Origin of the sequence: Pseudidiomarina sp. (assembly GCF_033722695.1) — a bacterium.
In the GTDB taxonomy this organism is placed as follows: Bacteria; Pseudomonadota; Gammaproteobacteria; order Enterobacterales; family Alteromonadaceae; genus Pseudidiomarina.
On the sequence record NZ_JAWVYM010000004.1, the window covers coordinates 95,089 to 118,426 of the forward strand.

Annotated in this window: 22 protein-coding genes; 12 read left to right on the plus strand and 10 right to left on the minus strand. The window is 53.5% G+C overall.

Features of this window, described 5'->3' with window-relative positions:
- Positions 1 to 4: 4 nt before the first annotated feature.
- Together rpoZ and gmk are read right to left on the minus strand one after the other, a co-directional pair.
- Positions 5 to 277 carry a DNA-directed RNA polymerase subunit omega gene (rpoZ, locus tag R3196_RS03065; RefSeq protein WP_318935177.1) on the minus strand — a complete coding sequence of 91 codons (273 nt, stop codon included), beginning with the start codon at positions 275 to 277 and terminating at the stop codon, positions 5 to 7.
- A 60-nt stretch (positions 278 to 337) separates the two neighbouring features.
- A complete protein-coding gene (gene gmk, locus R3196_RS03070) occupies positions 338 to 982 on the minus strand; it encodes a guanylate kinase (RefSeq protein ID WP_318935178.1) in 645 nt (214 codons plus the stop codon).
- Positions 983 to 1,074: 92 nt separating this feature from the next.
- Between gmk and R3196_RS03075 the strand changes: the two genes are divergently transcribed.
- The 4 genes from R3196_RS03075 to R3196_RS03090 all read left to right on the plus strand — a co-directional run bounded on the left by R3196_RS03075 (position 1,075) and on the right by R3196_RS03090 (position 6,365).
- On the plus strand, positions 1,075 to 1,668 hold the full coding sequence (locus R3196_RS03075; RefSeq protein ID WP_318935179.1) for a LemA family protein: 594 nt from the start codon (positions 1,075 to 1,077) through the stop codon (positions 1,666 to 1,668).
- 18 nt (positions 1,669 to 1,686) lie between these two features.
- On the plus strand, positions 1,687 to 3,348 hold the full coding sequence (locus R3196_RS03080) for a M48 family metallopeptidase (RefSeq protein WP_318935180.1): 1,662 nt from the start codon (positions 1,687 to 1,689) through the stop codon (positions 3,346 to 3,348).
- A gap of 13 nt (positions 3,349 to 3,361) precedes the next feature.
- Positions 3,362 to 4,468 (plus strand): NADH:flavin oxidoreductase, encoded by a 1,107-nt coding sequence (locus R3196_RS03085; RefSeq protein ID WP_318935181.1) that lies wholly within the window; start codon positions 3,362 to 3,364, stop codon positions 4,466 to 4,468.
- 142 nt (positions 4,469 to 4,610) lie between these two features.
- Entirely contained in the window at positions 4,611 to 6,365 is a 1,755-nt protein-coding gene (locus R3196_RS03090; protein ID WP_318935182.1) for an EAL domain-containing protein, read from the plus strand.
- Here R3196_RS03090 and R3196_RS03095 read toward each other — a convergent pair.
- Positions 6,356 to 7,360: a hypothetical protein gene (locus R3196_RS03095; RefSeq protein WP_318935183.1), complete on the minus strand. Its 1,005-nt coding sequence runs from the start codon at positions 7,358 to 7,360 to the stop codon at positions 6,356 to 6,358. The two genes, R3196_RS03090 and R3196_RS03095, sit on opposite strands and share 10 nt — an antisense overlap.
- Before the next feature lie 61 nt (positions 7,361 to 7,421).
- Here R3196_RS03095 and R3196_RS03100 point away from each other — a divergent pair, with 61 nt between their 5' ends.
- The 4 genes from R3196_RS03100 to R3196_RS03115 all read left to right on the plus strand — a co-directional run bounded on the left by R3196_RS03100 (position 7,422) and on the right by R3196_RS03115 (position 10,989).
- Positions 7,422 to 8,801 (plus strand): amidohydrolase family protein, encoded by a 1,380-nt coding sequence (locus tag R3196_RS03100; protein WP_318935184.1) that lies wholly within the window; start codon positions 7,422 to 7,424, stop codon positions 8,799 to 8,801.
- 110 nt (positions 8,802 to 8,911) lie between these two features.
- The gene (locus tag R3196_RS03105; RefSeq protein WP_318935185.1) at positions 8,912 to 9,397 is read left to right on the plus strand and encodes a YajQ family cyclic di-GMP-binding protein; all 486 of its coding nucleotides are present in this window, start codon (positions 8,912 to 8,914) and stop codon (positions 9,395 to 9,397) included.
- A gap of 21 nt (positions 9,398 to 9,418) precedes the next feature.
- Positions 9,419 to 10,348 (plus strand): sensor domain-containing diguanylate cyclase, encoded by a 930-nt coding sequence (locus R3196_RS03110; RefSeq protein ID WP_318935207.1) that lies wholly within the window; start codon positions 9,419 to 9,421, stop codon positions 10,346 to 10,348.
- Positions 10,345 to 10,989 (plus strand): class I SAM-dependent methyltransferase, encoded by a 645-nt coding sequence (locus tag R3196_RS03115; RefSeq protein ID WP_318935186.1) that lies wholly within the window; start codon positions 10,345 to 10,347, stop codon positions 10,987 to 10,989. The genes R3196_RS03110 and R3196_RS03115 overlap by 4 nt, the downstream gene beginning before the upstream one ends.
- Before the next feature lie 9 nt (positions 10,990 to 10,998).
- On the opposite strand, the gene R3196_RS03120 is transcribed toward R3196_RS03115, so the two are convergent.
- Positions 10,999 to 12,246, minus strand: a complete 1,248-nt coding sequence (locus R3196_RS03120; protein ID WP_318935187.1) for a permease — start codon at positions 12,244 to 12,246, stop codon at positions 10,999 to 11,001.
- 149 nt (positions 12,247 to 12,395) lie between these two features.
- Between R3196_RS03120 and R3196_RS03125 the strand changes: the two genes are divergently transcribed.
- A complete protein-coding gene (locus tag R3196_RS03125; protein WP_318935188.1) occupies positions 12,396 to 13,685 on the plus strand; it encodes an anti-phage deoxyguanosine triphosphatase in 1,290 nt (429 codons plus the stop codon).
- Positions 13,686 to 13,785: 100 nt separating this feature from the next.
- A complete protein-coding gene (locus tag R3196_RS03130) occupies positions 13,786 to 15,948 on the plus strand; it encodes a TonB-dependent receptor family protein (protein WP_318935189.1) in 2,163 nt (720 codons plus the stop codon).
- 23 nt (positions 15,949 to 15,971) lie between these two features.
- Here R3196_RS03130 and R3196_RS03135 read toward each other — a convergent pair whose 3' ends face one another.
- From R3196_RS03135 to R3196_RS03145, 3 genes are all read right to left on the minus strand, one after another.
- Entirely contained in the window at positions 15,972 to 18,647 is a 2,676-nt protein-coding gene (locus R3196_RS03135) for an EAL domain-containing protein (protein WP_318935190.1), read from the minus strand.
- Between the two features lie 24 nt (positions 18,648 to 18,671).
- Positions 18,672 to 19,925 carry an APC family permease gene (locus R3196_RS03140; RefSeq protein WP_318935191.1) on the minus strand — a complete coding sequence of 418 codons (1,254 nt, stop codon included), beginning with the start codon at positions 19,923 to 19,925 and terminating at the stop codon, positions 18,672 to 18,674.
- Between the two features lie 67 nt (positions 19,926 to 19,992).
- The gene (locus R3196_RS03145; RefSeq protein WP_318935192.1) at positions 19,993 to 20,415 is read right to left on the minus strand and encodes an organic hydroperoxide resistance protein; all 423 of its coding nucleotides are present in this window, start codon (positions 20,413 to 20,415) and stop codon (positions 19,993 to 19,995) included.
- A gap of 110 nt (positions 20,416 to 20,525) precedes the next feature.
- On the opposite strand from R3196_RS03145, the gene R3196_RS03150 reads away from it, so the two are divergent.
- Together R3196_RS03150 and R3196_RS03155 are read left to right on the plus strand one after the other, a co-directional pair.
- Entirely contained in the window at positions 20,526 to 21,146 is a 621-nt protein-coding gene (locus tag R3196_RS03150; RefSeq protein ID WP_318935193.1) for a glutathione S-transferase family protein, read from the plus strand.
- Between the two features lie 24 nt (positions 21,147 to 21,170).
- Positions 21,171 to 21,836, plus strand: a complete 666-nt coding sequence (locus tag R3196_RS03155; protein ID WP_318935194.1) for a glutathione S-transferase family protein — start codon at positions 21,171 to 21,173, stop codon at positions 21,834 to 21,836.
- A gap of 2 nt (positions 21,837 to 21,838) precedes the next feature.
- On the opposite strand, the gene R3196_RS03160 is transcribed toward R3196_RS03155, so the two are convergent.
- The 3 genes from R3196_RS03160 to R3196_RS03170 form a co-directional block, all read right to left on the minus strand.
- Positions 21,839 to 22,036, minus strand: a complete 198-nt coding sequence (locus tag R3196_RS03160) for a hypothetical protein (protein WP_318935195.1) — start codon at positions 22,034 to 22,036, stop codon at positions 21,839 to 21,841.
- Between the two features lie 127 nt (positions 22,037 to 22,163).
- Positions 22,164 to 22,997 carry an FkbM family methyltransferase gene (locus R3196_RS03165; protein ID WP_318935196.1) on the minus strand — a complete coding sequence of 278 codons (834 nt, stop codon included), beginning with the start codon at positions 22,995 to 22,997 and terminating at the stop codon, positions 22,164 to 22,166.
- Positions 22,998 to 23,012: 15 nt separating this feature from the next.
- Positions 23,013 to 23,261, minus strand: a complete 249-nt coding sequence (locus R3196_RS03170) for a YkoF family thiamine/hydroxymethylpyrimidine-binding protein (RefSeq protein WP_318935197.1) — start codon at positions 23,259 to 23,261, stop codon at positions 23,013 to 23,015.
- Between the last annotated feature and the right edge of the window lie 77 nt (positions 23,262 to 23,338).

Sequence of the window (23,338 nt, forward strand, 5' to 3'; positions counted from 1 at the left end):
CGGGTTACTCAATACCACGCAAAGCGTCAACCGCTGCCAGTTCATCAGCATCCTGCTGTGCAGTCTCAGTACGCTCCTGCGCGTCCAGACGTTTTGCGTCAACCAAACCTTCTTCGATTTCACGCAAAGCAATAACGGTGGCTTTTTCATTTTTCCACGGCACCAGGGCGTCTTTACCTTGAGTTGCCAGTTGGCGGGCACGACGAGATGCTACCAGCACCAGGTCAAATCGGTTGCCGATACGGTCAACAGCTTCTTCTACAGTTACGCGAGCCATACTTACTCCACTTATATTACGTGCATGCGAGTGCAAAAACGGGACAGGAATTATACGGATTTAACGCTCGTTCGCCAAGAGATCTTTGAGTGTAGCGGCATGCCGGGTCTGCTGCAATGCCATTCGGTGCCGTCGCGCCAGCACAATATGCTCTAAATTCAGCAGGGTACTGTCAAAATCATCGTTGACTAATAAATAATTAAATTCATGGTAATGAGACATTTCGGCCTGGGCTTTCGCCATACGCCCACGAATCACCTCATCAGAATCCTGACCGCGGTTACGCAACCGCTGTTCAAGCGCGTCCAGACTGGGTGGCACGATAAAAATCGACTGACAGGCCGGGTAAGCTTCGCGAACCTGCCGCGCACCCTGCCAGTCAATGTCCAGAAAGACGTCGATGCCCTGCGCCAGCGTCTGCTCGATTACCGTGCGCGAGGTGCCATAATAGTTATCAAAGACCTGCGCCCACTCATAGAACTCATTATTTGCTATCTTTTTCTGAAAGGCGTCAACGCTGAGAAAGTGATAGTGCACGCCATTTTGCTCACCCGGACGCGGCGCCCGGGTGGTGCATGAAACCGACACCTGCATGCTGCCATCGCTATGGCGTTCCAATAAGGCACGGATTAAACTGGATTTACCGGCCCCACTCGGCGCAGCGATAATAAACAGGTTTCCGTCAGTGGCAATGGGTTTGGTCATGAAATCTTACATATATATGGCTTGCTAATAAGGCGGAATCATAGCATGTTGATGTAACAGGTGCGATACCTTAACCAGAGGAGATCCCGTTCATGTCTATCGGATGGATTATTATTATCATAGCGGTACTGGCGCTGGTCTATCTGATCAGCATTTACAACAAGCTGGTGCGGTTAAAGAACCAATTTCAGAACGCCTTCGCGCAAATCGAAGTGCAACTTAAACGCCGGCACGATCTGATCCCAAACCTGGTCAATACCGCCAAGGCTTACCTAAAGCACGAAAGCGAAACCCTTGAAGCTGTGGTGCAAGCCCGTAATCAGGCTGCCGAAGCCCTGCCAAAGGCGGCCAAAGACCCAACCAATACCCAGGCAATGGAACAACTAAGTGGCGCCGAGAGCGCGTTGACCGGTGCCATGGGCCGGCTGAATGTGGTGATGGAGGCTTATCCGGATCTGAAAGCCAACACTAACATGATGCAACTGTCGGAAGAGCTCACTAGCACCGAAAACCGGGTAGCCTTTTCACGCCAGGCCTATAACGATTCGGTCATGACCTATAACAGCTATCGGCAGTCGTTCCCGCCGGTCGCCGTGGCCGGCTTCTTTGGTCATGGCAATGACGCAACCTTGCTGGAATTTGAGGACAGCGCTGAAATTCAGGCCGCTCCGAAAGTGGAATTCTGATGCAGGTAATTGCCGCGCATGGTTAACTTTTTTGAACACCAGCAACAGGCACGCCGCAACACCTGGTTGCTGGTTGGCCTGTTCATCGTCGCCTTCACGCTGATCATCATCTTCGTCACTGCTGTGGTCGCCATTGCTTTTGGCGTGGTGGATTCTACTCAGCAGGGCGACTTTACCGCCGAACCATCCATGCTTAGCTGGACAGCCTTCTTCGTCGGCATCGGCATTTTACTGGTGATGGGCGTGAAGTGGCTGCAGTTGCGGCCCGGTGGCCATGTGGTGGCTGAAAGCCTGGGGGGTGTGCGACTCTCGCCCGATACTCAGGACCCGGTTGAGCGGCGGGTGCAAAATGTTGTGGAAGAAATGGCTATCGCCGCCAATATGCCAGTGCCTGATGTTTATATCCTGCCCAATGAATCTGCCATCAACGCCTTTGCCGCCGGCTATCAGACCCGCGATGCTGTCATTGGCCTCACTAAAGGCTCTATCGAGACCTTTTCCCGGGAAGAACTGCAGGCCGTGGTAGCCCATGAATTCAGCCATATCCTGAACGGCGACATGCGGCTCAATATCCGGCTGATATCGGCACTGGCCGGCATTCTGGTGGTCGCCCATCTGGGTCGCATGCTGCTCTACTCCGCCCACTTCAGCCGCGGCAGCCGCAATCGCAATAACGCCCTGCCATTGCTAGGCATAGCGCTGATTGTTATCGGCAGTATCGGCATCCTATTCGGCAACCTGATCAAATCCGCCGTCAGCCGCCAACGTGAATATCTTGCTGATGCCGCCGCTGTGCAGTTTACCCGCCACCCCGACAGCCTGGCCGGTGCGCTGAAACAAATTGGTGCCCGTAACAATGATGACAACTCGGGCAGCAAGGTAGCGCATAAAAATGCCGACCAGACCGCCCACCTGTTCTTCGGCGAAGCGCTGTCCCACTGGTTTGGCATGATGGCGACTCATCCCCCCCTGGAAAAACGCATCAAACGCATTCAGCCCGGCTGGAATGGCAAATTCCCCGAACCCCGCCAAGCCTTCAGCAAAACCGAAGAAGAACAAGTCGCCAGCAAGCCAGAGCCCAACGCCCTCTCGCGCCTCGCCGCGCTGGCCCTGCCAGCCCTGCTACTCGAACAAGCCCACTCACCCAAACAAGCCCCAAGCCTAATCCAGGACCTGCTTTTTAGTCATATGGAGGAGGGGGCTGACACCACCGAGCAGGGGGCAGGCACCAAACTCAGCGCTGCGCAGATCCTCGCCCTGGTGGAGATCGCCGTGCCCGCCCTGCGCCAGGCCAGCGACAGCGAACGCACACAGTTATTCCGCGAGCTGGATAGCATGGGAGCCCAACATCGCTTATTCCCGTGGTGCCTTTACCAATTACTGGCTCGCCAACTGCTGCCGCGTAATCACTTCAGCAATAAGCTCGGCGATAAAGAAGCCGCCGAGACCACTATCACCGCGCTGGAACAGGCAGAAAATGGCGAGACCCCAGACCTCGCTAAACTCAGTCGGGCTCTGACCACCTGCCGCAACTGGTCGCCGAAAGCCAAAGCACGTTTGGTTTCGCAATGGCTTAAGACCGTTCAGCAAGACGAAATAATTTCTGAAACTGAACAAAAGCTCGTGGCCACTTTATGCGCCTGTATTGAAGTGCCTCTGCCTGATGAAATGCTTACCTGATAAAGGAGACATAATGTCTGACGAGTTAGCCCCCCTGTTTAAACCCTTTGAATGCAAAAGTCTGAAGCTGAAAAACCGGATCGCAATGGCGCCAATGACGCGCAGCTTTTCGCCCGGCAATATGCCTAACGAAAAGAACATCGCCTACTATCAGCGTCGTGCCCGGGGTGAGGTAGGTCTGATCATCACCGAGGGAACTGAAGTCCGTCACGCCGGAGCCAGCGGTTACCCGAATGTACCGCATATCTATGGTGAGCAGGCTATGGCTGGCTGGAAGCAAGTCGTCGATGCAGTACATCAGGCTGGTGGCAAGATTATCCCGCAACTCTGGCATGTCGGTGCGGTGCGCCGCCCCAAACAAGAAGGCGATGCGCCGGCCTATAGCCCGTCGGGCATATTCGCCCCGCAGAAGTACAACGGCGTGGCCATGACCAAGGCGGATATCGACGAAGTCATCAGCGCTTTTGCTGAATCGGCCCGGCTGGCAAAAGCGGTCGGTTTCGATGGCGTCGAGATTCATGGTGCCCACGGCTACCTGATTGACCAGTTCCTCTGGGCCGGCAGCAACCTGCGTGATGATGAATATGGTGGTTCGCTGGAAAACCGCACTCGCTTTGCCGTAGAAGTGGTCGAAGCCGTGCGCAAAGCCGTTGGCGATGATTTTGCCATCGTGTTCCGTTTCTCGCAGTGGAAACAGCAGGATTTTGATGCCCGGCTAGCCGAAACACCGCAACAGCTTGGGCAAATTCTGGATTTACTGGTGGCCGCCGGCGTCGACATCTTTCACGCCTCCACCCGGCGCTTCTGGGAACCGGAATTTACCGGTTCAGATCTCAATCTGGCCGGCTGGACCCAGAAACTTTCCGGTAAACCAACTATATCTGTTGGCAGTGTTGGCCTCACCGAAGATTTTATCACCGGCACCTTCGCCTCAGACCAGCCTGAAGTGGAAAAATCCGGTATCAACGAACTGACCCGACGTATGGGCAACAGTGAATTTGAGCTTATCGCCGTCGGCCGTGCGGTGTTGCAGGACCCGGACTGGGTCATTAAGGTGCGTGAAGGTCGTGAGGATGAGATTAAATCGTTCAGCAAATCATCGCTACAGCAGTTGATTTAGTTAATCGGTAAAACCTATTAAAGAGGTCGGTATTTTTCGATTGTTTCTTTCTTGAATAACCTTAATATTCGCATCCTCGAAATACACAGCGCTGCTGATTGACTATACTTTAGTGGCCTGGAAGTAAGCAGAAGGATAGCGAATGACAACTGAGTATGAACAAGCACGTCTCACCCGCTTGCGGAAACTGGATTTGCTTGATACGCCGTCAAGTGAAAGCTTTGATCGTATTACCCGCATGGCCAGTCAGCTCTTTGATCTGCCGATTGCCGCGGTTTCACTGACGGATCAGGATCGCCAGTGGTTCAAATCTCGGGTCGGCGTTGAGCACTGGGAGATTCCGCGCGAAAAAGCCTGCTGCGGCGAAGTCGCCGATACCGCCAATGTGCTGGTTGTCAACGATCTGCTGGCTTCTGATACCTACAAAAACAGCCTGTTAGCCGAGTCCGGAATTCGCTTTTATGCCGGCGCCCCGCTGATGACCCGCGATGGTTTTTCGCTGGGGGCTATGTGTGTGCTCGGTACCGAGCCCCGTGAAGTCAGCGAAAAAGAATTAGCCGCGCTACAGGATCTTTCCACGATGGTGATGTCGCAGATCGAATTGCAACACACTGTAGGTCGCGTCGACTCCGGCACCGGCCTGCCTAATTACCTGCAGTTTGTTGAAGATCTGGAAGATCTGGCGCGTGATTATCCCGATGAGACCTACTATGCCCTTAGCACCGAATTAATCGATCTCAGCGAAGCCAGCACCTTGCAACGGGTGATGGGGCCATCGTACCTGGAAGATCTGTCACTGGCCGGCAGCGAGCTCATGCAAGAGGTGCTTGGCGAGAATAAACGCATCTACCATATCGGCCCCGGGCAGTTTGCCTATATCGAAGTTGGTCCCGCTGAACGAGTGCTCGAGCAGGCACAACAGCTGCACCAGGCTCTGCTGGACATCCGTCTTAAGAATGCCTCGCCCTTTATGCTGCGCCCGGTGATTGGCGTGGCTCCTTTTCAGCTGGGCGTAAACCAGCCAGGAAATATTTTGCGCATAGCACACAGTGCCTCTCGCGACGCGCGCACGGACGAGTGTGCGGTGGGCTGGTACAACAAAGAAACCGATATGAATCATCAGCGGCGTTTCGGCCTTATTGCTAACTTCGCCGATGCGCTGGAGGCCGATGATCAACTACATCTGGTCTATCAACCGCGGCTGGACGCGGTGTCCGGGAAGTGCCTTGGCGCTGAAGCACTATTGCGCTGGAACCACAGCACCCTGGGCGCTATATCGCCGGCCGAATTTGTGCCTTTGGTTGAGAAGACGCCGCTGGCCAGAGGGCTGACTGACTGGGTACTGCGGCAGGCGATCCGTCAGGCAGGCAAGTGGCAGCGCGAAGGCCACCTGCTCACTGTTTCTGTAAATATTGCCGCGGCCAACCTTGAAGAAGACGGCTTTTGCGAGCGCCTGCAGCGCTATCTTAAAGCAGAGCAACTGCCATTGACGGCGATTGAACTCGAACTAACCGAAAGCAGCCTGATGAACAACAGCAGGGCAGCTCGCCGTCAGCTTGAATGTATTGCCGACAGCGGCCTGACACTGTCCATTGATGATTTCGGTACCGGCTACAGCAGCCTGGCCTACCTGCAGAATATCCCGGCCCAGATCGTTAAGATCGATCGGTCCTTTATTGACGGCCTTGAAGACAAAGACCGTAACCAAACTCTGGTCCGCTCCATGATTTCCATGACCCACGATTTGGGCTACCGCGTGGTCGCCGAAGGCGTTGAAACTGAGGAAGCTTACAAAATACTGCAATCCCTGAGTTGCGACGAAGTACAGGGGTACTGGTTCGCCAGACCACTACCGATTAACGATTTTGACAACTGGATTAGCACCCGTCAGCAATAGTGCGCCATCGCTTTTAGTATGTCTTTATGCACGGCCCCGGCAGTCGCCTCCAACCCGCTGCCCGGGCCCTCAACAGTGATAGTGCCCGCCGGGCACTGCGCCGTCCAGACCCTGAAATATGCCCGCTCCGGTGCTAATCCGGCATAGACCGAATCCTCAGCCACCGGCTCCAGCGCCGCCCTGGCTGTTACGCCCCCTTCACCATCAGCCTCCAGCCGACCGATATAACAAAACCGCCGCGCCTGCGGATAATGCCCCACCCGCCAAGCCTCAAACCCCTCATCCAAAGAGGAGGGGGCTGACACCATCGAAGGGGGGGCTGACACCAAACTCTGAATATCCGCATCAGCCAGATCAAAATCCCAGCCAGCCTCGCGAGCCACAATCAGCAGCTTCTTCGCCACGTCCATACCGCCCAGGTCGATGTTCGGATCGGGCTCAGTAATACCTGCATCGCTGGCTTTTCGCAGCCAGTCTGAGAGTTTATCGCCGGCCCGGTACTGCTGAAAAATCCAGGTCAGTGACCCCGAAAAGTTGCCCTCAACCCGAACCACCGGATCGCCAGCTTCACGGCATTCACGCACCACCTGAGGAATGGGAACACCGGCGCCAACGGTGGCCGCATACAGCCACTGCCGCTGACATTGCTGCAGCGCATCCTGAACCTCTTTGTAAAAAGCTGTATCTGCAGCACCTGCGTATTTGTTGGCGCTGATAATGTCAGCGCCAGCGCAGAGCCAATCCGGATAGCAACGGCTCACTGCTTCCGAAGCAGTCAGATCCAACACAAGTGGTGTCAGCCCCCTATTCTTTAATTTTTTTATCTCAGCCGTGGTGAGGGGGTGGCTGGAGTTGTGGGTGCTGTGTACGCTGGCGTAGGGTGGCAAGGTGGGCGCGAACTTAGTGAGCCAGCAGCTACCAACCTGCCCCACACCCACCACCAGAATCGCAAATTGCGGACCTTCCAATGGCTTGTATTCTGCGGTAGTTCGCATTGCATTACCCCTTAGCTGCGGTTAAGTTGGTTACATGATAAACAAAAAAACGGGAATAATAATGAACAAACTGCTCACGGCTCTGATAACTGGCGCACTGCTGGCCTCCGCCAGCGGTACTGTCCAGGCTGAGAAGATTGCCCTGGTCGGCGGCCGCCTAATCGACGGCACCGCCGCGCTGCCGGTACGCGACAGCGTCATCCTGATTGATGATGGCATCATTCAGAAGGTCGGCCAACGCGACTCCCTTCCTGTTCCCCCCGGCTACCGGGTGGTCTCTACTGAAGGCCACGATGTATTGCCCGGCTTGTGGGAAAATCACGCCCACATTCAGCTGACCGGCCATTCCGATTATGTCCACTGGCAGAGTACTTATCAGGACCGTTTTGTGGATGAAATTATGCCCGCCAGCCTGGTGCAATTGCTGCTTGCCGGCGTTACCAGCGTCCGCGACCTGGGCGCGCCTTTAGAAGATACCCGTATCATCAAAGAACGGCTCGAAACCGGCGCCATTCCAGGGCCCAACCTATATGCCTCAGGGCCCTTTCTGCAATATGAAGTGGATGACTGGCAAAGTCACTACCGCTGGGCCGTACCAACAGTCGACGATGCCATAACCAAGGTCAATATGCTGGCCGACGCCGGCATGGAAATTGTTAAGCTGATTGATCAGGACGACCTGCCGCGGGAAATCGCTCAGACCATCATCGACCAGGCACACAAGCGTGGCATGAAAGTTGTTGCCCATGCGCATAAGCCAGATGAAATCCGTCTTGGCGTCGAAATGGGTGTGGATAACTTTGAGCACACCGGCCTGACCACCGCGCCGGAATACCCTGAGGATGTCATGACTGCACTCAAAGAACGTACCGCTACCGGCATCTTCCATGGCTTGCTGTTCTGGACCCCTACGGTCGAAGGCTTGTGGAGCTATGAAGAAACCATCAAAAACCCCGAGCATCTGGACGACAAGTGCTGGCATCGTGGCCTTGAGGCTGACACCATCGCCGACATCGAGCAGTCCATCGAAGAGCCCGGCCATCTGAGTTATTCGCAGCTCGTCCCCCTGCGCAAACCGACCCTGAAGCGCAAAATCGAGCAGCTGAAAGAATCGGGCGTGGTGTTGTTGATTGGCACAGATTCAGGCATCCCGATGAAGTTCCATTGCCAGAGCACCTGGCATGAAATGGCGGTATGGGTTGATGACCTTGGCTTTGAGCCAATGGAAACCATTCGCGCAGCCACCTACTGGCCGGCGGTGATGATGGGCGTGCAGGATCGCTATGGTTCGGTTACCGAAGGCAAAGTCGCGGATATTATTGCTATCCGTGGTGACGTACTGAAATACATGAACCTGACCCGCGATGTCGACATGGTGATGAAAGACGGCGTGATCTACAAGCAAGACGGCATTGTCAACGAAGCCGCTTTAAAACGCTAAGCGCATCTGCGCCATCCTGAAACAAAGGCCGCAACCGCCAACAGTTGCGGCCTCTGTCGTTGTGGGATAGCATTTACAGCTATCCATACAACTGTGATGAGAGCCTTCCTATGCCTAGTTTCGATATCGCTTCTGAAGTCGATAAAGTGGAGCTGAAAAACGCCGTCGATAATGCCAACCGTGAAGTCACCACCCGCTTTGACTTTCGCAACGTTGAAGCCCGCATTGAGTTAAAAGATCTGACTGTGACCCTGACCTCAGAGTCGGAGTTTCAGGTGCGCCAGTTACAGGATATCTTTAACAACCACTGTGCCAAGCGGAATATCGACCTGGCCGCTGCTGATATGCCTGATGAGCCCATTCACAGCGGTAAACTCCATAGCCTGCCGATTACTTTCAAGCAGGGCATCGAACAGCCAGTGGCGAAGAAGATTGTGAAAATTCTCAAAGATCAGAAACTCAAAGTGCAAGCTTCAATTCAGGGCGATAAAGTTCGTGTTACAGGCAAGAAAAGAGATGATCTGCAGCAAGCTATTGCCATTTTAAAGCAAGCCGATGTTGAGCAGCCATTGCAGTTTGAAAACTTTCGTGATTAATTATTAACAAAATTTTTGAACGTGGTAGCTGTAACCGTGGACTGGCAGCAATTAATCAAAGATATACCCGGCGCTATTTATCAGTTTAAGAAAAAGCCAGACGGGCACATGAGCTTTCCGTTTATGAGCCCGATTATGGCTGAGTGGTTTGGTATATCCCTCACCGAGGTTGCAGCAGACGCCAGCGCGATGCTGGAGTTCATTCACCCGGAGGATGTGTACCTGCTGCTCAGAGAGGGTGATGAGGCCGCCGCCAACGAAGAGCCCCGTCATTTTCAGTTCCGTATAAAGAAACCCGATGGCAGTCTGGTCTGGCTGGAAGCCTATGAGCGCGGCAAAATACTGGCTGATGGTACTCAGATTCGCGCTGGCTATCTCCACGACGTCACAGAGGGCCGCAAGCAGCTCAATGCGCTCGCACTGATGGCCCATACGGATATGTTGACCGGCTTACCTAATCGCGGCCATTTCAACGAAATGCTGGAACATAACCTGGTCCGCGCCACGCGCAAAAACCGCTCGCTGGCGGTACTTTTCATCGATTTGGATAAGTTTAAGGCGGTCAATGATCAACATGGCCATGATACCGGTGACCTGCTACTGGTCGATGTATCCGACCGGTTGAAATCGGCGTTACGGCAGGGGGACATTGCTTGTCGGGCCGGAGGCGATGAATTCATCGTGCTACTGAATGATCTGGATTCGCCGGAACAGGCTGAAACCGTGGCGCTCAAAATTGCTGAGCGGATCCGTGCTGAGCTGGCCCGACCGTTTGCCATCAATGGCTTAGCCCTTAATGTATCTGCCAGTATTGGTGTTGCGGTTTTTCCCACTCACAGCATCGTCAGCAGCATCTTGTTGAAAGTCGCCGACCAGGCCATGTACAAAGCCAAAACCTCAGGCCGCAACTGCGTCCGTTTAGGCGGATATGAACCGGGCCCGGCCCGGTGAGCTGCCCGCTATGCCTGGGCACTGAGTCGGAACTATTCTACCGGCAACCCAGGGCGCCGTTGGCCGGGCGCGAGTTCTGGCAATGCCTCAATTGCCAGCTGGTGTGGGTGCCAAAACCACAACATCTGGACGAAAGCGCCGAAAAAGCCATTTACGACTTACATGAGAATAATCCCGAAGACCCTGGCTATCGGCGCTTTCTGGGCAAGGCACTGAACCCCTTAATCGGGTGTTTACCGAAGGGCGCTCAGGGCCTGGACTTTGGATCCGGCCCCGGTCCTGCATTGTCGGGTATGCTTAGGGATAAAGGTTTTGCCTGCGCCGACTACGATTACTACTATGCCCGGCACCCCGAGTTACTGAGCAAAACCTATGACTTTATCACCGCCACTGAAGTGGTCGAGCATCTGAGTGATCCGCGCAGCACCATCGAACAATTGCTCGGCTGCCTTAAGCCTGGCGGCCGGCTACTGATCATGACCAAGCGCTGGCAAGACCCGGCCCGGTTCGGCGGCTGGTCCTATAAAAACGACCCAACCCATATCAGTATTTTCCATCGCGACACGTTGCACTGGCTTGCCCGCCAATATCAGTTGCGCATCGACTATATCAGCGATGATGTCGTAATCTTTACCAGCTAGGCTCACTACTTACTGCGCGCCAGGCGGCACGCCACCGGTTGTAGCAAAAGCGATAATGCCGCCCCCCAGACCAAGAATAAAGATCAGCACCACCCAATCCTGAAACGAAAAGCCGGCACCATCACCGCCATGGTCATGATCATGTCCATGGCCGCTGTGCTGCTTATGACGCCAGTGCAAATACACCATGTACGCTGCCAACGCTACGAAGGCAATGTTGAAGAAAAACGTATAATCAATGGCAAACTGCTCATTCATCACTGCGCTTTTGGTCGCCTCAGGAATCAAATCAAAAGCCGCGAAGCCAAAGTGTAGGATCAGTGCGGTACACACAATAGATAGCAGCATGATACCGGCAATGTAGAGAGCCACCCGCCAGCCATAATACTTGGCATTTACCCGCACCAGAGGCGGCACCATGAGGTCTGAATAGATAAAGGCCATGACTCCCGCGAACGTCACGCCAGAGCCGGCTAATACTGTTGCTAACGGGATATTGCCCATAGAGCCGATAAAGGTCAGCGCCGCCACAAAGGGGCCCACGATGGCGTTCTGCAGTACAATCAGCAGTTCTGGCAGGGTGTCTTTATACCCCTGCAGGAATAGCGCTTTCCAGAACGCATCGGGTACAAATACCTTCATAAAACCAGCCACCGTAAAGCCGATCAGGATTTCTTTCCAGACCATCTGCCATTCCATCACAAACTGATTGCCGACCATGCGCCAACCCTTGGCGCTGCGCATGCGCTCGAGGGGCGAGAAGTCTTCTTCTTCAGGAACATCACCCTCAGCCTTCTTACGCGCTTTTTTGATCCACCCCTTGGGATAAGTGAATTTAATCAGCACAGCACTGATCGTGATCAGTATCAGCCCACCGATGATCTCCGCCACCAGATACTGCCAGCCCAGAAAGATCAGGATAAGAATACCCAGCTCAATCACCAGATTGGTGGAGGCGAACATGAAGGCCACAATAAGAATAAAATGCGCGCCCTTCACAAACAGGGACCGCGCAGCTGCCAGAGCAGCGAAAGAACAGCTCGACGAAATAGTACCAAAAGCGGTAGACAGCGCCGTGCTGCGCAGCGAGGCTTCACCCATATGCCGCACCAGCCGGTGCTTAGGAACGAATACCTGAATCATAGCCGATATGGCATAACCCAGAATAAAAGCCCAGCCAGCCTTCCAGAAAAACCCCAAAGCCGTTTTGGCGGCCTCACCATAAAGTTGCCAGAAGGTCGGATCAACGGATTCCACAGGCACTCCTTTTTCACTAAGTTGTTCTGTTTGCTGATATTAAAAACTAAGTCTGGTAGATAACTGCTTATTTTACAAATAACTGGAGGTTGTCAGCAGGGCGCAGCGTCCCGTACTATAGGCAACAAACCTAGCAAGGATGTCTGCCCATGAATGCGCACTGGCAAGCCCGCCGCTCAGAAATCCCCCTGAATCGCCCCGGCGACCGCCGTACGCCCTGGCAACGGGATCGTGCCCGGGTCCTCCATTCAGCCGCTTTTCGCCGGTTACAGTCAAAAACCCAGATCATGAACGTGGGCGAAAACGACTTCTACCGCACCCGCCTGACCCATTCACTGGAAGCCGCGCAGATCGGCTCGTCGCTGATTAATCAACTGCAACATGTGTGCGATGAGCAAATGCAACCCCTGTTGCCTGATCTCAATTTGATGGAAACCCTGTGCCTGGCCCATGACATCGGTCACCCGCCTTTCGGTCATGGTGGTGAAACCGCGCTGAATTTTAAGATGCTCAAATCCGGTGGTTTTGAGGGTAACGGCCAGACCTTCCGCATTGTCGGTAAGCTCGAAGCCTATCACCCCGAGCACGGTATGGATCTCACCCGCCGCAGTTTGCTGGGCCTGTTGAAGTACCCGGTGCTGATGCCGCCATTGCCGGCGCCGGACGACTTTGATCGCCCCGGCAGCCTGGGCCGCTGGAAGCCTGCCAAAGCCCTGTTCGCCTGCGACGCGGACCTGCTCGACTGGGTACTGGAACCGCTCAGCGACGAGGACCGTGCCCGCTTTCAGCAAGTTGAAACACTCGACGTCAGCCCCTGGCAGCGCTCGCTACACAAATCGCTGGACGCCTCACTGATGGAGCTGGCCGACGACATCGCTTACGGCGTGCATGACCTCGAGGATGCTGTCGTTACCGGAACCCTGAATGAAACCCAGTGGCATAATCACCTCGATAAGGTGCTTGAACAGCTGAATCCGGAGCTGGCTGAACTGATGCAAAAACTCGGTGACCAGTTATTTGGTACCGAACACCACCTGCGTAAAAACGCTATCGGCGCACTGGTCAATATCTTTGTTACCAAAGTACGGTTTGAACAGGTTCTACCCGACGCCAGTGAGCCGCTGGTGCGTTACAATGCCTGCCTGCCGCAGAGCGAACGTCGCCTGCTCGATAGCCTTAAAGCCGTCGTGTTTGAACACGTGATTAACCAGCCGGAAATTCAGCAGCTGCGGTACCGCAGCCAGACTATGCTGGGCGATCTGTTTACTGCATTCCATACCGAACCGCTGCGACTCTTACCGCAGAACACCCGGGCCCGCTGGCGGACAGCTTATGAGCAGGAAGGCCAGCAAGGTGCCGACCGTATTCTGTGTGACTACATCGCCGGTATGACCGACGACTATGCCGAGCGGATGTACCGGAATCTGTTCGTGGTTTAACTAAATGAGAATAACTCGTATTTGGTATTGATAATGGGAATAGTTCTCATTTATAATCTTCCCCGCAAACAATAATCCACTAATCATTTCGGGGAAAGTTATGAACCGCTCTGTTATAGCCAGTGCCATTTCACTGGCATTGTTAAGCGCTTCTGCCGTTGCGCAGGATACTTCTGACCAGCCAGACCGCGACCGGACTACCGAAGCCGGCCAGTTGGAAATCATCCAGATCATCGGTAGTAAAGCCGATGCCCGCACCGTCGCCGGCTCCAGCGCCGTTATTGACGAAGAACAGATCACCATCGAAAACAGCACCGACATCAATCAGTTGCTGAAAACTGTACCCGGTGTTTACGTGCGTGAAGAAGAAGGCTTTGGCCTGCGCCCGAATATCGGCATCCGCGCTGCCGCCGGCGGCCGTAGCAGCAAAGTGACGTTGCTTGAAGACGGCGTCATGATCGCGCCGGCTCCTTACTCGAACCCAGCAGCTTACTATTTCCCTGAAGCCTATCGCCTGCATACCCTCGAAGTTTTGAAGGGAGCGCCTTTACTGCGTTATGGCCCACAGACCACGGGCGGCGTGATCAATATGATCACCACCCCAATCCCACAAGAGAATAGCGGCCAGGTCACCACCAAATTCGGGGAATATAATACCCAGGACATCCACGCTTTTTACGGCGGCCGTCACGGCGATTTCGGTTTCCTGTTTGATACCGTTCAGCGCAGCACCGATGGCTTTAAAGATATCGACCGCAGTAGCCGTGACTCCGGCTTCGAAATTGAAGACTACATGGTGAAACTAAGCTGGACCGGCCAGCGCCAGAGCCTGTTGGCCAAGTTTCAGTATTCTGAGCAGGTTTCCAATGAAACCTACGCTGGCCTGACCGATGCCGACTTCGCCCAGAACCCGAACCGTCGCTATGGCCTGACCGAAATTGATCAGATGGATAACCAGCATAATAGTTTCACTCTGACCTATGACGTCGATTTAACCGACACCATGACCCTGACCGCTATCGGTTACCGTAACGAATTCAAACGCGACTGGTTCAAAGGCAGCTTCGGCTCGCTGATCAACGCCGCCAACAACGGTGATGCCAACGCCCTAGCCATTTTACACGGTCAGCAGGACGCGCAGGGCCTGGATTACAAACACAATAACCGTGCTTATGAATCCTATGGTATCGAACTCAACCTTGGCGTGGATCTTGGCGATCATCAGCTGCAAGTTGGCGCCCGTGATCATAGCGACGAGATGGATCGCTTTCAGCCGGTGGAAATTTATGACCAGGTGAACGGTAGCCTGGTATTCCAGAATGTTATTCAGCCCACCGGTGGCAATAACCGCCTGGAAGGAGCCGATGCGGTTTCATTATGGGTCACTGATACCTGGCAGGCGACAGCTGATCTCTTAGTGAACCTGGCAGTGCGCTATGAAAACGTTGACAGCTATCGCAAGCAGTACAGTACCGTTGACCGTTCGGTATTAGGCAGCCAGCGCAGTAACAGCACCTCAGAAGTATTACCCGGCGCGTCTTTTACGTACACGCTTGATGATCACTGGCAGGTGTTAGGTGGTGTACACCGCGGCTTCGCTCCGCTTGGTGGCGGCGCTACGGCGGCTGACGAGCCCGAAACCAGTACCAATTATGAACTGGGTGCCCGATACCAGGCCGGTGCCCTGTTCGCAGAAGTCATTGGTTTCCGTAGCGACTTCAACAACCAGGCTGAAAGCTGTTCGGTAGGTAACCCATGTAGTAATGGCGCGACTTCAGGAAACTTCGTCACTGGCGAGGCCCTGGTACAGGGTATGGAGCTGCAGTTAGGTAATGCCTGGAGCTTTGGTGATTTTGTTCTGCCGGCACACCTGAATTACACCTGGTCTAGCGCCGAAATCAGCGCGGATAACAGCGTAACCGGTGTAATGGATGGCGATGAGTTGGCGGATATTCCTGAGCAGGTATTCAGCCTGCAGCTGGGACTTAAGCACAACAGCGGCTGGGATAACCACATCGTCGCTAAATTTATGAGCGAAACCTGTGTCAGTGTGGGCTGTAATCGCAGCAACAACGCGTTCGATGAAACCGAATCACTGTTTACCGTTGATTTCATCAGTCGCTACCCACTGACTCCGGCAGCCACGGTATTTCTGAAAGTCGACAACCTGTTTGATGAGCAAGTGATTATCTCTCGCTCACCACAAGGTGCGCGGCCGAATAAACCGCAAACGGTATCCGTTGGGCTGGAATACAACTTCTAAGGTCTGCCTCCCTGGACAACATATTAAAGTGGCTCTTTACGGGCCACTTTTTTTTGCGTCTTCATCCACTCGGCCAGTTTATTTATAGGCTGAGGCCGGCAAAACCTGAACCCCTGCATCAGCTTGCAATCATGTTCAAGCAAATACTCATACTCAGCGGCGGTTTCTACCCCTTCCGCCACGGTTTTTATACCCAGCTCTGAAGCCATGGCCAGCACCCCCCGGGCTATCGCTGCATTGCGCTTATTGCTGTCGATATGCTGCACAAAACTGCGGTCAATTTTCAGGATATCGACCGGCAAGCTACCCAGATAACTCAAACTGGCAAAGCCGGTACCAAAGTCATCTATTGCGATGCTAAAGCCGATCGCCTGCAGTTGCCTGAGCTGCTGTTGAACCTGATCGCTATCGCGCATCAACACGTTTTCGGTGATCTCAACCACGATTTGCCCCGGCTCAATTGAATACGCCGCTACCGCCGCAGTAATTTTTTCGATGAAGTCTTCACGATAAAACTGGATCGGCGAAAAATTGACAGAAATGGTAGGTATGCCAAGCTCATTCAGTCGCGCCCGGTCCTGACAGGCCTGGCGCAGAACCCACTCACTGATCGCAATAATCTGACCGCTTCGCTCAGCCAGCGGGATAAATTCGGCTGGTGAAATAAAGCCCCGCTCGGGGTGATTCCAGCGAATCAGCGCTTCAACTGCAACCACTTCTTGCGACTGATTAATAATCGGCTGGTAAAACAGTTCAAATTGCTCCAGGCTGATGGCCTCATGCAAATAAGCGCGCATCTCAACCTGCTGTTGCATGCCTTCATCCATAGCATGTGAAAACCACTGACAAGAACCGCCACCACGGTGCTTGGCCTCATACATGGCTACGTCAGCGCGCTGAATTAACTCCATCGGCCGGTGAAATGGCAAGCCACTGTCGGCAATGCCCATGGTTGCGGACAGGGATACTTCAAAATCCTCAACAACGAAGGGTTTATGAAACTGCTCAAGCAGCTGATCGACCAAGCCCAACACCTTCTCCCGATGATCCAGATGGCTTACCACCGCAACAAATTCATCGCCACCGAAGCGGGTTAACAATTCGGCTTTGGGTAAAGCAGCACGCAGCCGGTTGGCGGTCTCGACCAGAATTTCATCACCTAAGCCGTGGCCGAGGCTGTCATTGATTGGCTTAAAGCCATCTAAATCGATAAAGAGGACATAAACCTGATAGTCCAATTCGTTATCGGTTGCGGCCATGGCCTTTTCAAGCCCTTGCTCAAGCGCCGTGCGATTCGGCAACCCGGTCAATACGTCATGGGTGGCATGATACGCCAGTGCGTTCTCCCGCTCTACGCGCTCACTGATATCCGTCTGCAATCCAACAAAATGGGTTACCTCATTGCTGCTTCCGCTTACCGGCGAAATTCTTAATTCGTTCCAGAACGGCGTGCCGTCCTTACGGTAGTTACGAATCACGGTGCGGATTTCACGCCGGTTGTCCAGGGCCTCGCGAATTTCTGCTACGGTGTCCGGATCGGTTTCTTCACCCTGGATCATATTGCAGGGTTTACCGAGCACTTCTTCTTCGGTAAAGCCCGTAATATCGGTAAAAGCCGGATTTGCATAAATAATCGGGAAATAAGGCTTACTGGCATCGCATATCAGGACGCCATTGACACTGGCCTCAACGCTCCGTTCCAGTAACTTCAGCTGTTTTTCATTCTCACGCTGCTGGGTGACATCTTTAACTATACCGTGCACACCAGTGACCTTGCCATCAATATAAATTGGGGTGTTGGTTACTTCGATCCGGCGTTGCTCATCACTAGCGGTAATAATAGTAATTTCATAAGACTGGGGCTTGCCTGCCTTCGCTGCCTCAAAATGCTTCCGGGTCAGTTCACGGTCGTCTTCAGACACCACCATTTCATAGTGCTGCCCAATCAGGCTGGCCTCATCAAGGCCAATTAGCATGCCGCCAGCGGCGTTCATACTAAGAAAATGGCCGTCCAAACTGAGGGTATACACAGGGTCCGGATTGTAGGTAAATAGTGACCGGTGATGTTGTTCGCTGCGCTTGCGGCGGGCACGCGCTGCATTCTGTTCCACCATCAGCGAGACTAAATCGCGACTACGCTCAATCAACAAACGCTCATTCCCGGTCGGCGAACGCTTCCGGCGAAAGTAAACGGCAAAGGTACCTATCACTTCACCAGTATTCGCGGCAAAGAAGGGAAACGACCAGCAGGCTCGCAGCCGGTGCTCTGCCGCCAGCGCCTGATAATCATCAAACCGCTCATCGGCTCTCATGTCCGGCACAATCACGGGTGCTCCGGTTACCGCTGCAGGCCCACAGGCGCCGGCACATTTGCTGAGTGGGAAGCCCTGGAGGGCGTCCTGGAAGGATTTTGGCAGGCTCCTGACGGCGACCGCATCGAGTACGCAACGCTCGCGATCGACCCGCATGATAGTACAAAAGGAACCTTTAATCTGGGATTCAATCAGGGCACAGATTTCAGTTAGCTGATCATCCATCGATCGGCCAGTGACAATAGTGCTAAGGGCTTTGTATTTAGCATCAAGCAGGCGCTCTAACCGCCGGCGGGCGCGGTGACTGCGAAACCAACTTATACCCACAAAAATAACAGCGACGAGCAGAGCAACAAAAATAATGTCGGTAACTATTAGGTCGAACATTTCTGTCGGCATATATGCCCCAGCTTAATGCGGGCGATAGCGGTTCCTGTGCCAAATTAGCCCTAAAAGAATGAGTGCAACTCCTGTAATCACTACGGTCAAATCCAAGAAAAAGGCCAATCCGAGGCAACTGAGCAGGCCCGTAACGGAAATCCAGCGAGGGATAAAGCGTTGGCCCGGTAAAACCCGCAGTGCTGCACTATTAGTTATAGAGTAATAAATCAATACAGTAAAGGCGCTGAACGACCAGGCCAGGCGCAGATCACCTATCGCAACCAGTGCCGCCATCACCGCAAAGGTCAGCCATACAGCAGCAGGAGCTGAAGTGCGTTCCGGATTTAGCAGAGCCAGCCCTCTGGGCAGATCATTGCGGCGGGCCATAGCCAGTATCACCCTCGACACCCCTAACAGCAAGTTAAGAATCACGCCGCACATAGCAATCAGTGCAGCCAGGGTGACCACCCAACGGGTCAGCCCCGCCTGATGGGCTGCGTCGACAAGGTTCGCCAGCACAAAATCCTCACTGCCGGCAAAGCCCGGGTACTGCAGCAACGCCCAGCCAATCGCCAGATACAGCAATGTCACAACTAGCATGGTAACGACAATAGCGCGCGGTATGATCTGCCGCGGATTTTGCACTTCCTCACCGATGGTCGCGATGCGGCCATAGCCGGTATAAGCCACAAACAACAGCGCTGCTGCCGCGAACAGCCCACCAGGCTCTCCCTGTGGGATGGGCATCTGCAGCTGGCCTGGCGCCGGAGTGCTGAAGCTGTAGCCAATAAAAACCAGTAAACCCAGAATCGCCAGCCCTACCAGCACCGCATTGGCCTGATTGGAGCGACGCAAACCACCAAGTACCAGTAAGGTCAGAAGCAGCAACACCATGCCGCCAATCAGCTGCGCCAGCCAGCCCGGCCCGCCAAACCAGCCGGTAATAGCAAAGCCGACCGCCAAAGCAGCAGTGGCTGCCGAGGCGCTTTTCGCTAAAATAAAGAGCCAGCCCGCAGTGAAGCCTAAATCGTGAGTGAGAAATTCATAGCCGTATTCGTAGGTCCCGCCGCTCACCGGATGAATGGCGGCCAACTGGGCGCTGGAAAGCCCGTTGCAGGTGGCAACAAATGCGGCGATCAGGATAGCCCAGATAATCCAGTTTCCGGCTAATTCAACGCCAAAACCGACGCTGACAAAAGCGCCGGTTCCGATAATAGAACCCAGGCCAAGTAATATGGCGCCGGGTAATGAGGTGCTGCGAACGAATGTCTGATGCTGACTCATACATACCCATAAACCAGTGGTTCAGTTTAGTGTATCAGCTCGCAGCGTCATGATGATGACAGTTCGCCTAACTGTCAGTATGGATATTCAGTTTAACATCCACATTGCCCCGAATAGCGGTAGCATAAGGGCATACCTTATCGGCTTTTTCGACTAGCTTATCTGCCGTTTCATCGTCCATGCCCGGCACATAAATATCCAGGGTCGCCGTAATCGCGAAACCGGGATCTTGCTTGCCAATACCGACTTTCGCCTGGACGCGGGCGTCACCAGGGATCTTAATCTTTTCTTCCTTGGCCACATGCTTCATCGCGCCCAGAAAGCATGCTGAAAAACCTGCTGCAAACAACTGCTCAGGATTAGTCGCACCGCCGGATCCGCCAAGCGCGCCAGGTGGCGCCAGTTTAACGTCAAGGAGACCATCGTCAGATTTTGCACGGCCATCGCGGCCACCAGTAGAAGTGACTTTTGCGGTATATAAAATATCCATAGTTACTCCTTCATATAGTAAGGGTTCGCATTTAAGCCTAGCACAGATTACCCAACATGATAGGCTGAGCAGACTACTGACAAGCCACAAACCCAACAAAGGGAGGTTGTATGAAATTATATGAAACGGCTATAGCGCCCAACCCACGCCGTGTGCGGATGTTTCTTGCTGAGAAAGAGCTATTGGATCAGGTCGAATTCGTTGAAATAGACCTGCTGAAAGGCGAAAACCGCACCGCCGAATTTGCCGCGCGCAACCCGATGAAAAAGGTGCCGGTACTGGAACTGGATGATGGTAGCCACATCGCTGAAACCATGGCCATCTGCCGCTACTTTGAAGCGGCCTACCCGGATACTCCAACGCTGCTTGGTGATACACCATATGAAAAAGCCCTGATTGAGCAATGGCTGCGCTGGATTGAATTTTATTTCTTTATGCCAACCGGCATGTGCTTCCAGCATTCCACCGGCTACTTCAAAGATCGCATGAAACCGATACCAGAATGGGGCGAAGAGTGCCGCAAAAATATTATTAGCTTTATGGAGTTTCTGAACAGCCAGCTGGCCGACCGCGACTATCTTTGTTGTAACCGCTTCACCGCCGCAGATATTAACGCATTCACCACCGTCGAATTTGCGCGGGTGGTGCAGATTCGGGTAACTGAACTCGAAATGCCCCATCTCGCGGACTGGTATCAGCGTATTAAAGGGCGTTCGTCCGCCAGTGTTTAGTCAGAGCAAAGCAGGAGGACTGATATGATTGATCTTTACACAGCACCGACCCCCAACGGCCATAAAGTCACAGTGACCCTGGATGAAATGGGGGTGGACTATAACCTGATTGCCGTTGACCTCAGCCAGAACGAGCAGAAACAGCCGGAGTTTTTAAAGCGCAATCCGAACGGTCGGATCCCGGTCATTGTGGACCGTGATAATAACGACTTCGCGGTATTTGAGTCAGGTGCCATCATGCTTTATCTGGCAGAAAAATATAACAAGCTATGGCCTGCGGATATGCAAGAACGGTCGCAGGTGATGCAGTGGCTAATGTTTCAGATGAGCGCCATCGGCCCCATGATGGGCCAGGCAAACGTCTTTTACCGGTATTTTCCGGAGAAAATTCAGCCAGCCATTGACCGCTATCAGAATGAATGTCGGCGATTGTTTGAAGTCCTGGATCGGCGGCTCGGTGAATCAACTTATCTGGCGGGTGAGAATTTTAGCCTGGCGGATATCGCCAACTGGTGCTGGGTACGCACCTGGGAGTGGTCAGGGGTTAGCCCGGAGGGCCTTAACAATCTGCAGCGCTGGCTGGAACAGGTTGGTCAACGGCCCGCCTGTAAAAGCGGCGTGACCAAGCCCGAACGGATTAAAGATCCGGACGAGCTGGTCAAACATGCGCGAAATATGGTTCAAAGGTAGGCTTACTGTGAGTCTTGCCCGCGTTGTTCGGGGGCAATCTGTTTATCAGTCTGTGAATGATTATCGTGGGTCTTGTTTGGCCGACGATGATCTTCACGGCTCTGGTTTTCTTTATCCTGCTTCGCCTGTTGCTGGCGACGCTCTTCTTCGGTCAGGCCTTCTTCATTTTTGCGGGCATTCGGATTCGTTGGGCTAGTCATAAAGTCTCCTTTTGCTTAGCTAACTTTCGTGTGCCAATTTCATAAGTGCTTTTCGTAAGCAAGTATAGCAAAAAATGGCCTGAAAATTAAGGCGAGCCCAACACGGACGCGGCCTGATCAGGCTGGATCAGGCGCTATGCAGGGGCTTTTTGGTGAATAATAAATTTCGCAGCAGGCCACGTTTATCAGATATCGAAGCCAGAAACTCCATACCTTCCTTAACAGAGTAATGCTGCACGCCACCATGCAGAATATACATATCGGAGAAGAATCTGCCGATGTATTCCAGCAAGTCAACACCTGTCGAATCATGATTTTTTAGCAGCGACGGTGAATACTCGATGTAAAGCATCTCGGTTCGTTCCAGCGTGTTTTTGCCGCCTTTTAAAGCGTGCAGCTCGTGGCCTTCGATATCCATTACCATGAGACTGACAGGATCCTTGTCGTCAGCTAACCAGCTATCCAGCGTAACCATATCAACCGTCGGCAGATCTTTAATCGGCTTCAGTGATATCGACGAATTGCCGGTGTTCAGCCTGTTTCGGCGCACCGTCACTTCACCCGCTGATGCTCCCACCGCTTTGTTATTCACCTTAGCGTTGGTGACCTGATTTAGTAGCAGATTGCGACTGACCAGTTCAAAGTTTGTCAGGTCGGCTTCAAAGCCGGTCACCCGCTCGCTGATTTTAGACAGTGGTATCAGCAGTGAGCCGATGTGAGCACCCACTACCACAATGTGGCCGGCACTACCGCCAAGGTTCTTCGTCAACCACTCGATATCCTGGCGGTCATATTCGCCTTTATCCAGCAGCTTTCGGGCAACGGCAAAATCGCCGGCCTCAACCAGTAGCAACCCGTTCCAGGTATCGGCCAGCACCGCCTTGCCATATTTAGACAAAATCTTATTGCGGAACGGCTGCCGCAGCATCCGCCCGACTTTCTTATGAAATCGCGTACTCATACAGGCCTTATTATTTTACGGGCGCAAATCACCATGCAGGAACTTACAGACAAAGACAACCTTGCCATACTTCTCAAACGACCAGCGAATACAGCCCTGCAATGCCGCCATCACATCGTCGTAATCGCCGAACAACTGCGTACTCAGCGTATTGGTGATCACGTGCACGTTCTTATGTTTATTGAGCTCTTCAATAAAGCCCTTAATCGGCTCCAGGTACTCGTCCGCAAGTGGATACTTACTGACTTCTACGGTGAGTTTCATAGGGTGTATACCTTTTTACTGCGGTTGTTGAGGCGTTCAGTTTAGGTGGTGGGAAGGCCGGGCGCAACTGGTATAGA

Coding starts and splice junctions, on each gene's coding strand:
- rpoZ (WP_318935177.1), bottom strand. CDS start 277: ATGGCTCGCGTAACTGTAGAAGAAGCTGTTGACCGTATCGGCAACCGA.
- gmk (WP_318935178.1), bottom strand. CDS start 982: ATGACCAAACCCATTGCCACTGACGGAAACCTGTTTATTATCGCTGCG.
- R3196_RS03075 (WP_318935179.1), top strand. CDS start 1,075: ATGTCTATCGGATGGATTATTATTATCATAGCGGTACTGGCGCTGGTC.
- R3196_RS03080 (WP_318935180.1), top strand. CDS start 1,687: ATGGTTAACTTTTTTGAACACCAGCAACAGGCACGCCGCAACACCTGG.
- R3196_RS03085 (WP_318935181.1), top strand. CDS start 3,362: ATGTCTGACGAGTTAGCCCCCCTGTTTAAACCCTTTGAATGCAAAAGT.
- R3196_RS03090 (WP_318935182.1), top strand. CDS start 4,611: ATGACAACTGAGTATGAACAAGCACGTCTCACCCGCTTGCGGAAACTG.
- R3196_RS03095 (WP_318935183.1), bottom strand. CDS start 7,360: ATGCGAACTACCGCAGAATACAAGCCATTGGAAGGTCCGCAATTTGCG.
- R3196_RS03100 (WP_318935184.1), top strand. CDS start 7,422: ATGAACAAACTGCTCACGGCTCTGATAACTGGCGCACTGCTGGCCTCC.
- R3196_RS03105 (WP_318935185.1), top strand. CDS start 8,912: ATGCCTAGTTTCGATATCGCTTCTGAAGTCGATAAAGTGGAGCTGAAA.
- R3196_RS03125 (WP_318935188.1), top strand. CDS start 12,396: ATGAATGCGCACTGGCAAGCCCGCCGCTCAGAAATCCCCCTGAATCGC.
- R3196_RS03130 (WP_318935189.1), top strand. CDS start 13,786: ATGAACCGCTCTGTTATAGCCAGTGCCATTTCACTGGCATTGTTAAGC.
- R3196_RS03135 (WP_318935190.1), bottom strand. CDS start 18,647: ATGTTCGACCTAATAGTTACCGACATTATTTTTGTTGCTCTGCTCGTC.
- R3196_RS03140 (WP_318935191.1), bottom strand. CDS start 19,925: ATGAGTCAGCATCAGACATTCGTTCGCAGCACCTCATTACCCGGCGCC.
- R3196_RS03145 (WP_318935192.1), bottom strand. CDS start 20,415: ATGGATATTTTATATACCGCAAAAGTCACTTCTACTGGTGGCCGCGAT.
- R3196_RS03150 (WP_318935193.1), top strand. CDS start 20,526: ATGAAATTATATGAAACGGCTATAGCGCCCAACCCACGCCGTGTGCGG.
- R3196_RS03155 (WP_318935194.1), top strand. CDS start 21,171: ATGATTGATCTTTACACAGCACCGACCCCCAACGGCCATAAAGTCACA.
- R3196_RS03160 (WP_318935195.1), bottom strand. CDS start 22,036: ATGACTAGCCCAACGAATCCGAATGCCCGCAAAAATGAAGAAGGCCTG.
- R3196_RS03165 (WP_318935196.1), bottom strand. CDS start 22,997: ATGAGTACGCGATTTCATAAGAAAGTCGGGCGGATGCTGCGGCAGCCG.
- R3196_RS03170 (WP_318935197.1), bottom strand. CDS start 23,261: ATGAAACTCACCGTAGAAGTCAGTAAGTATCCACTTGCGGACGAGTAC.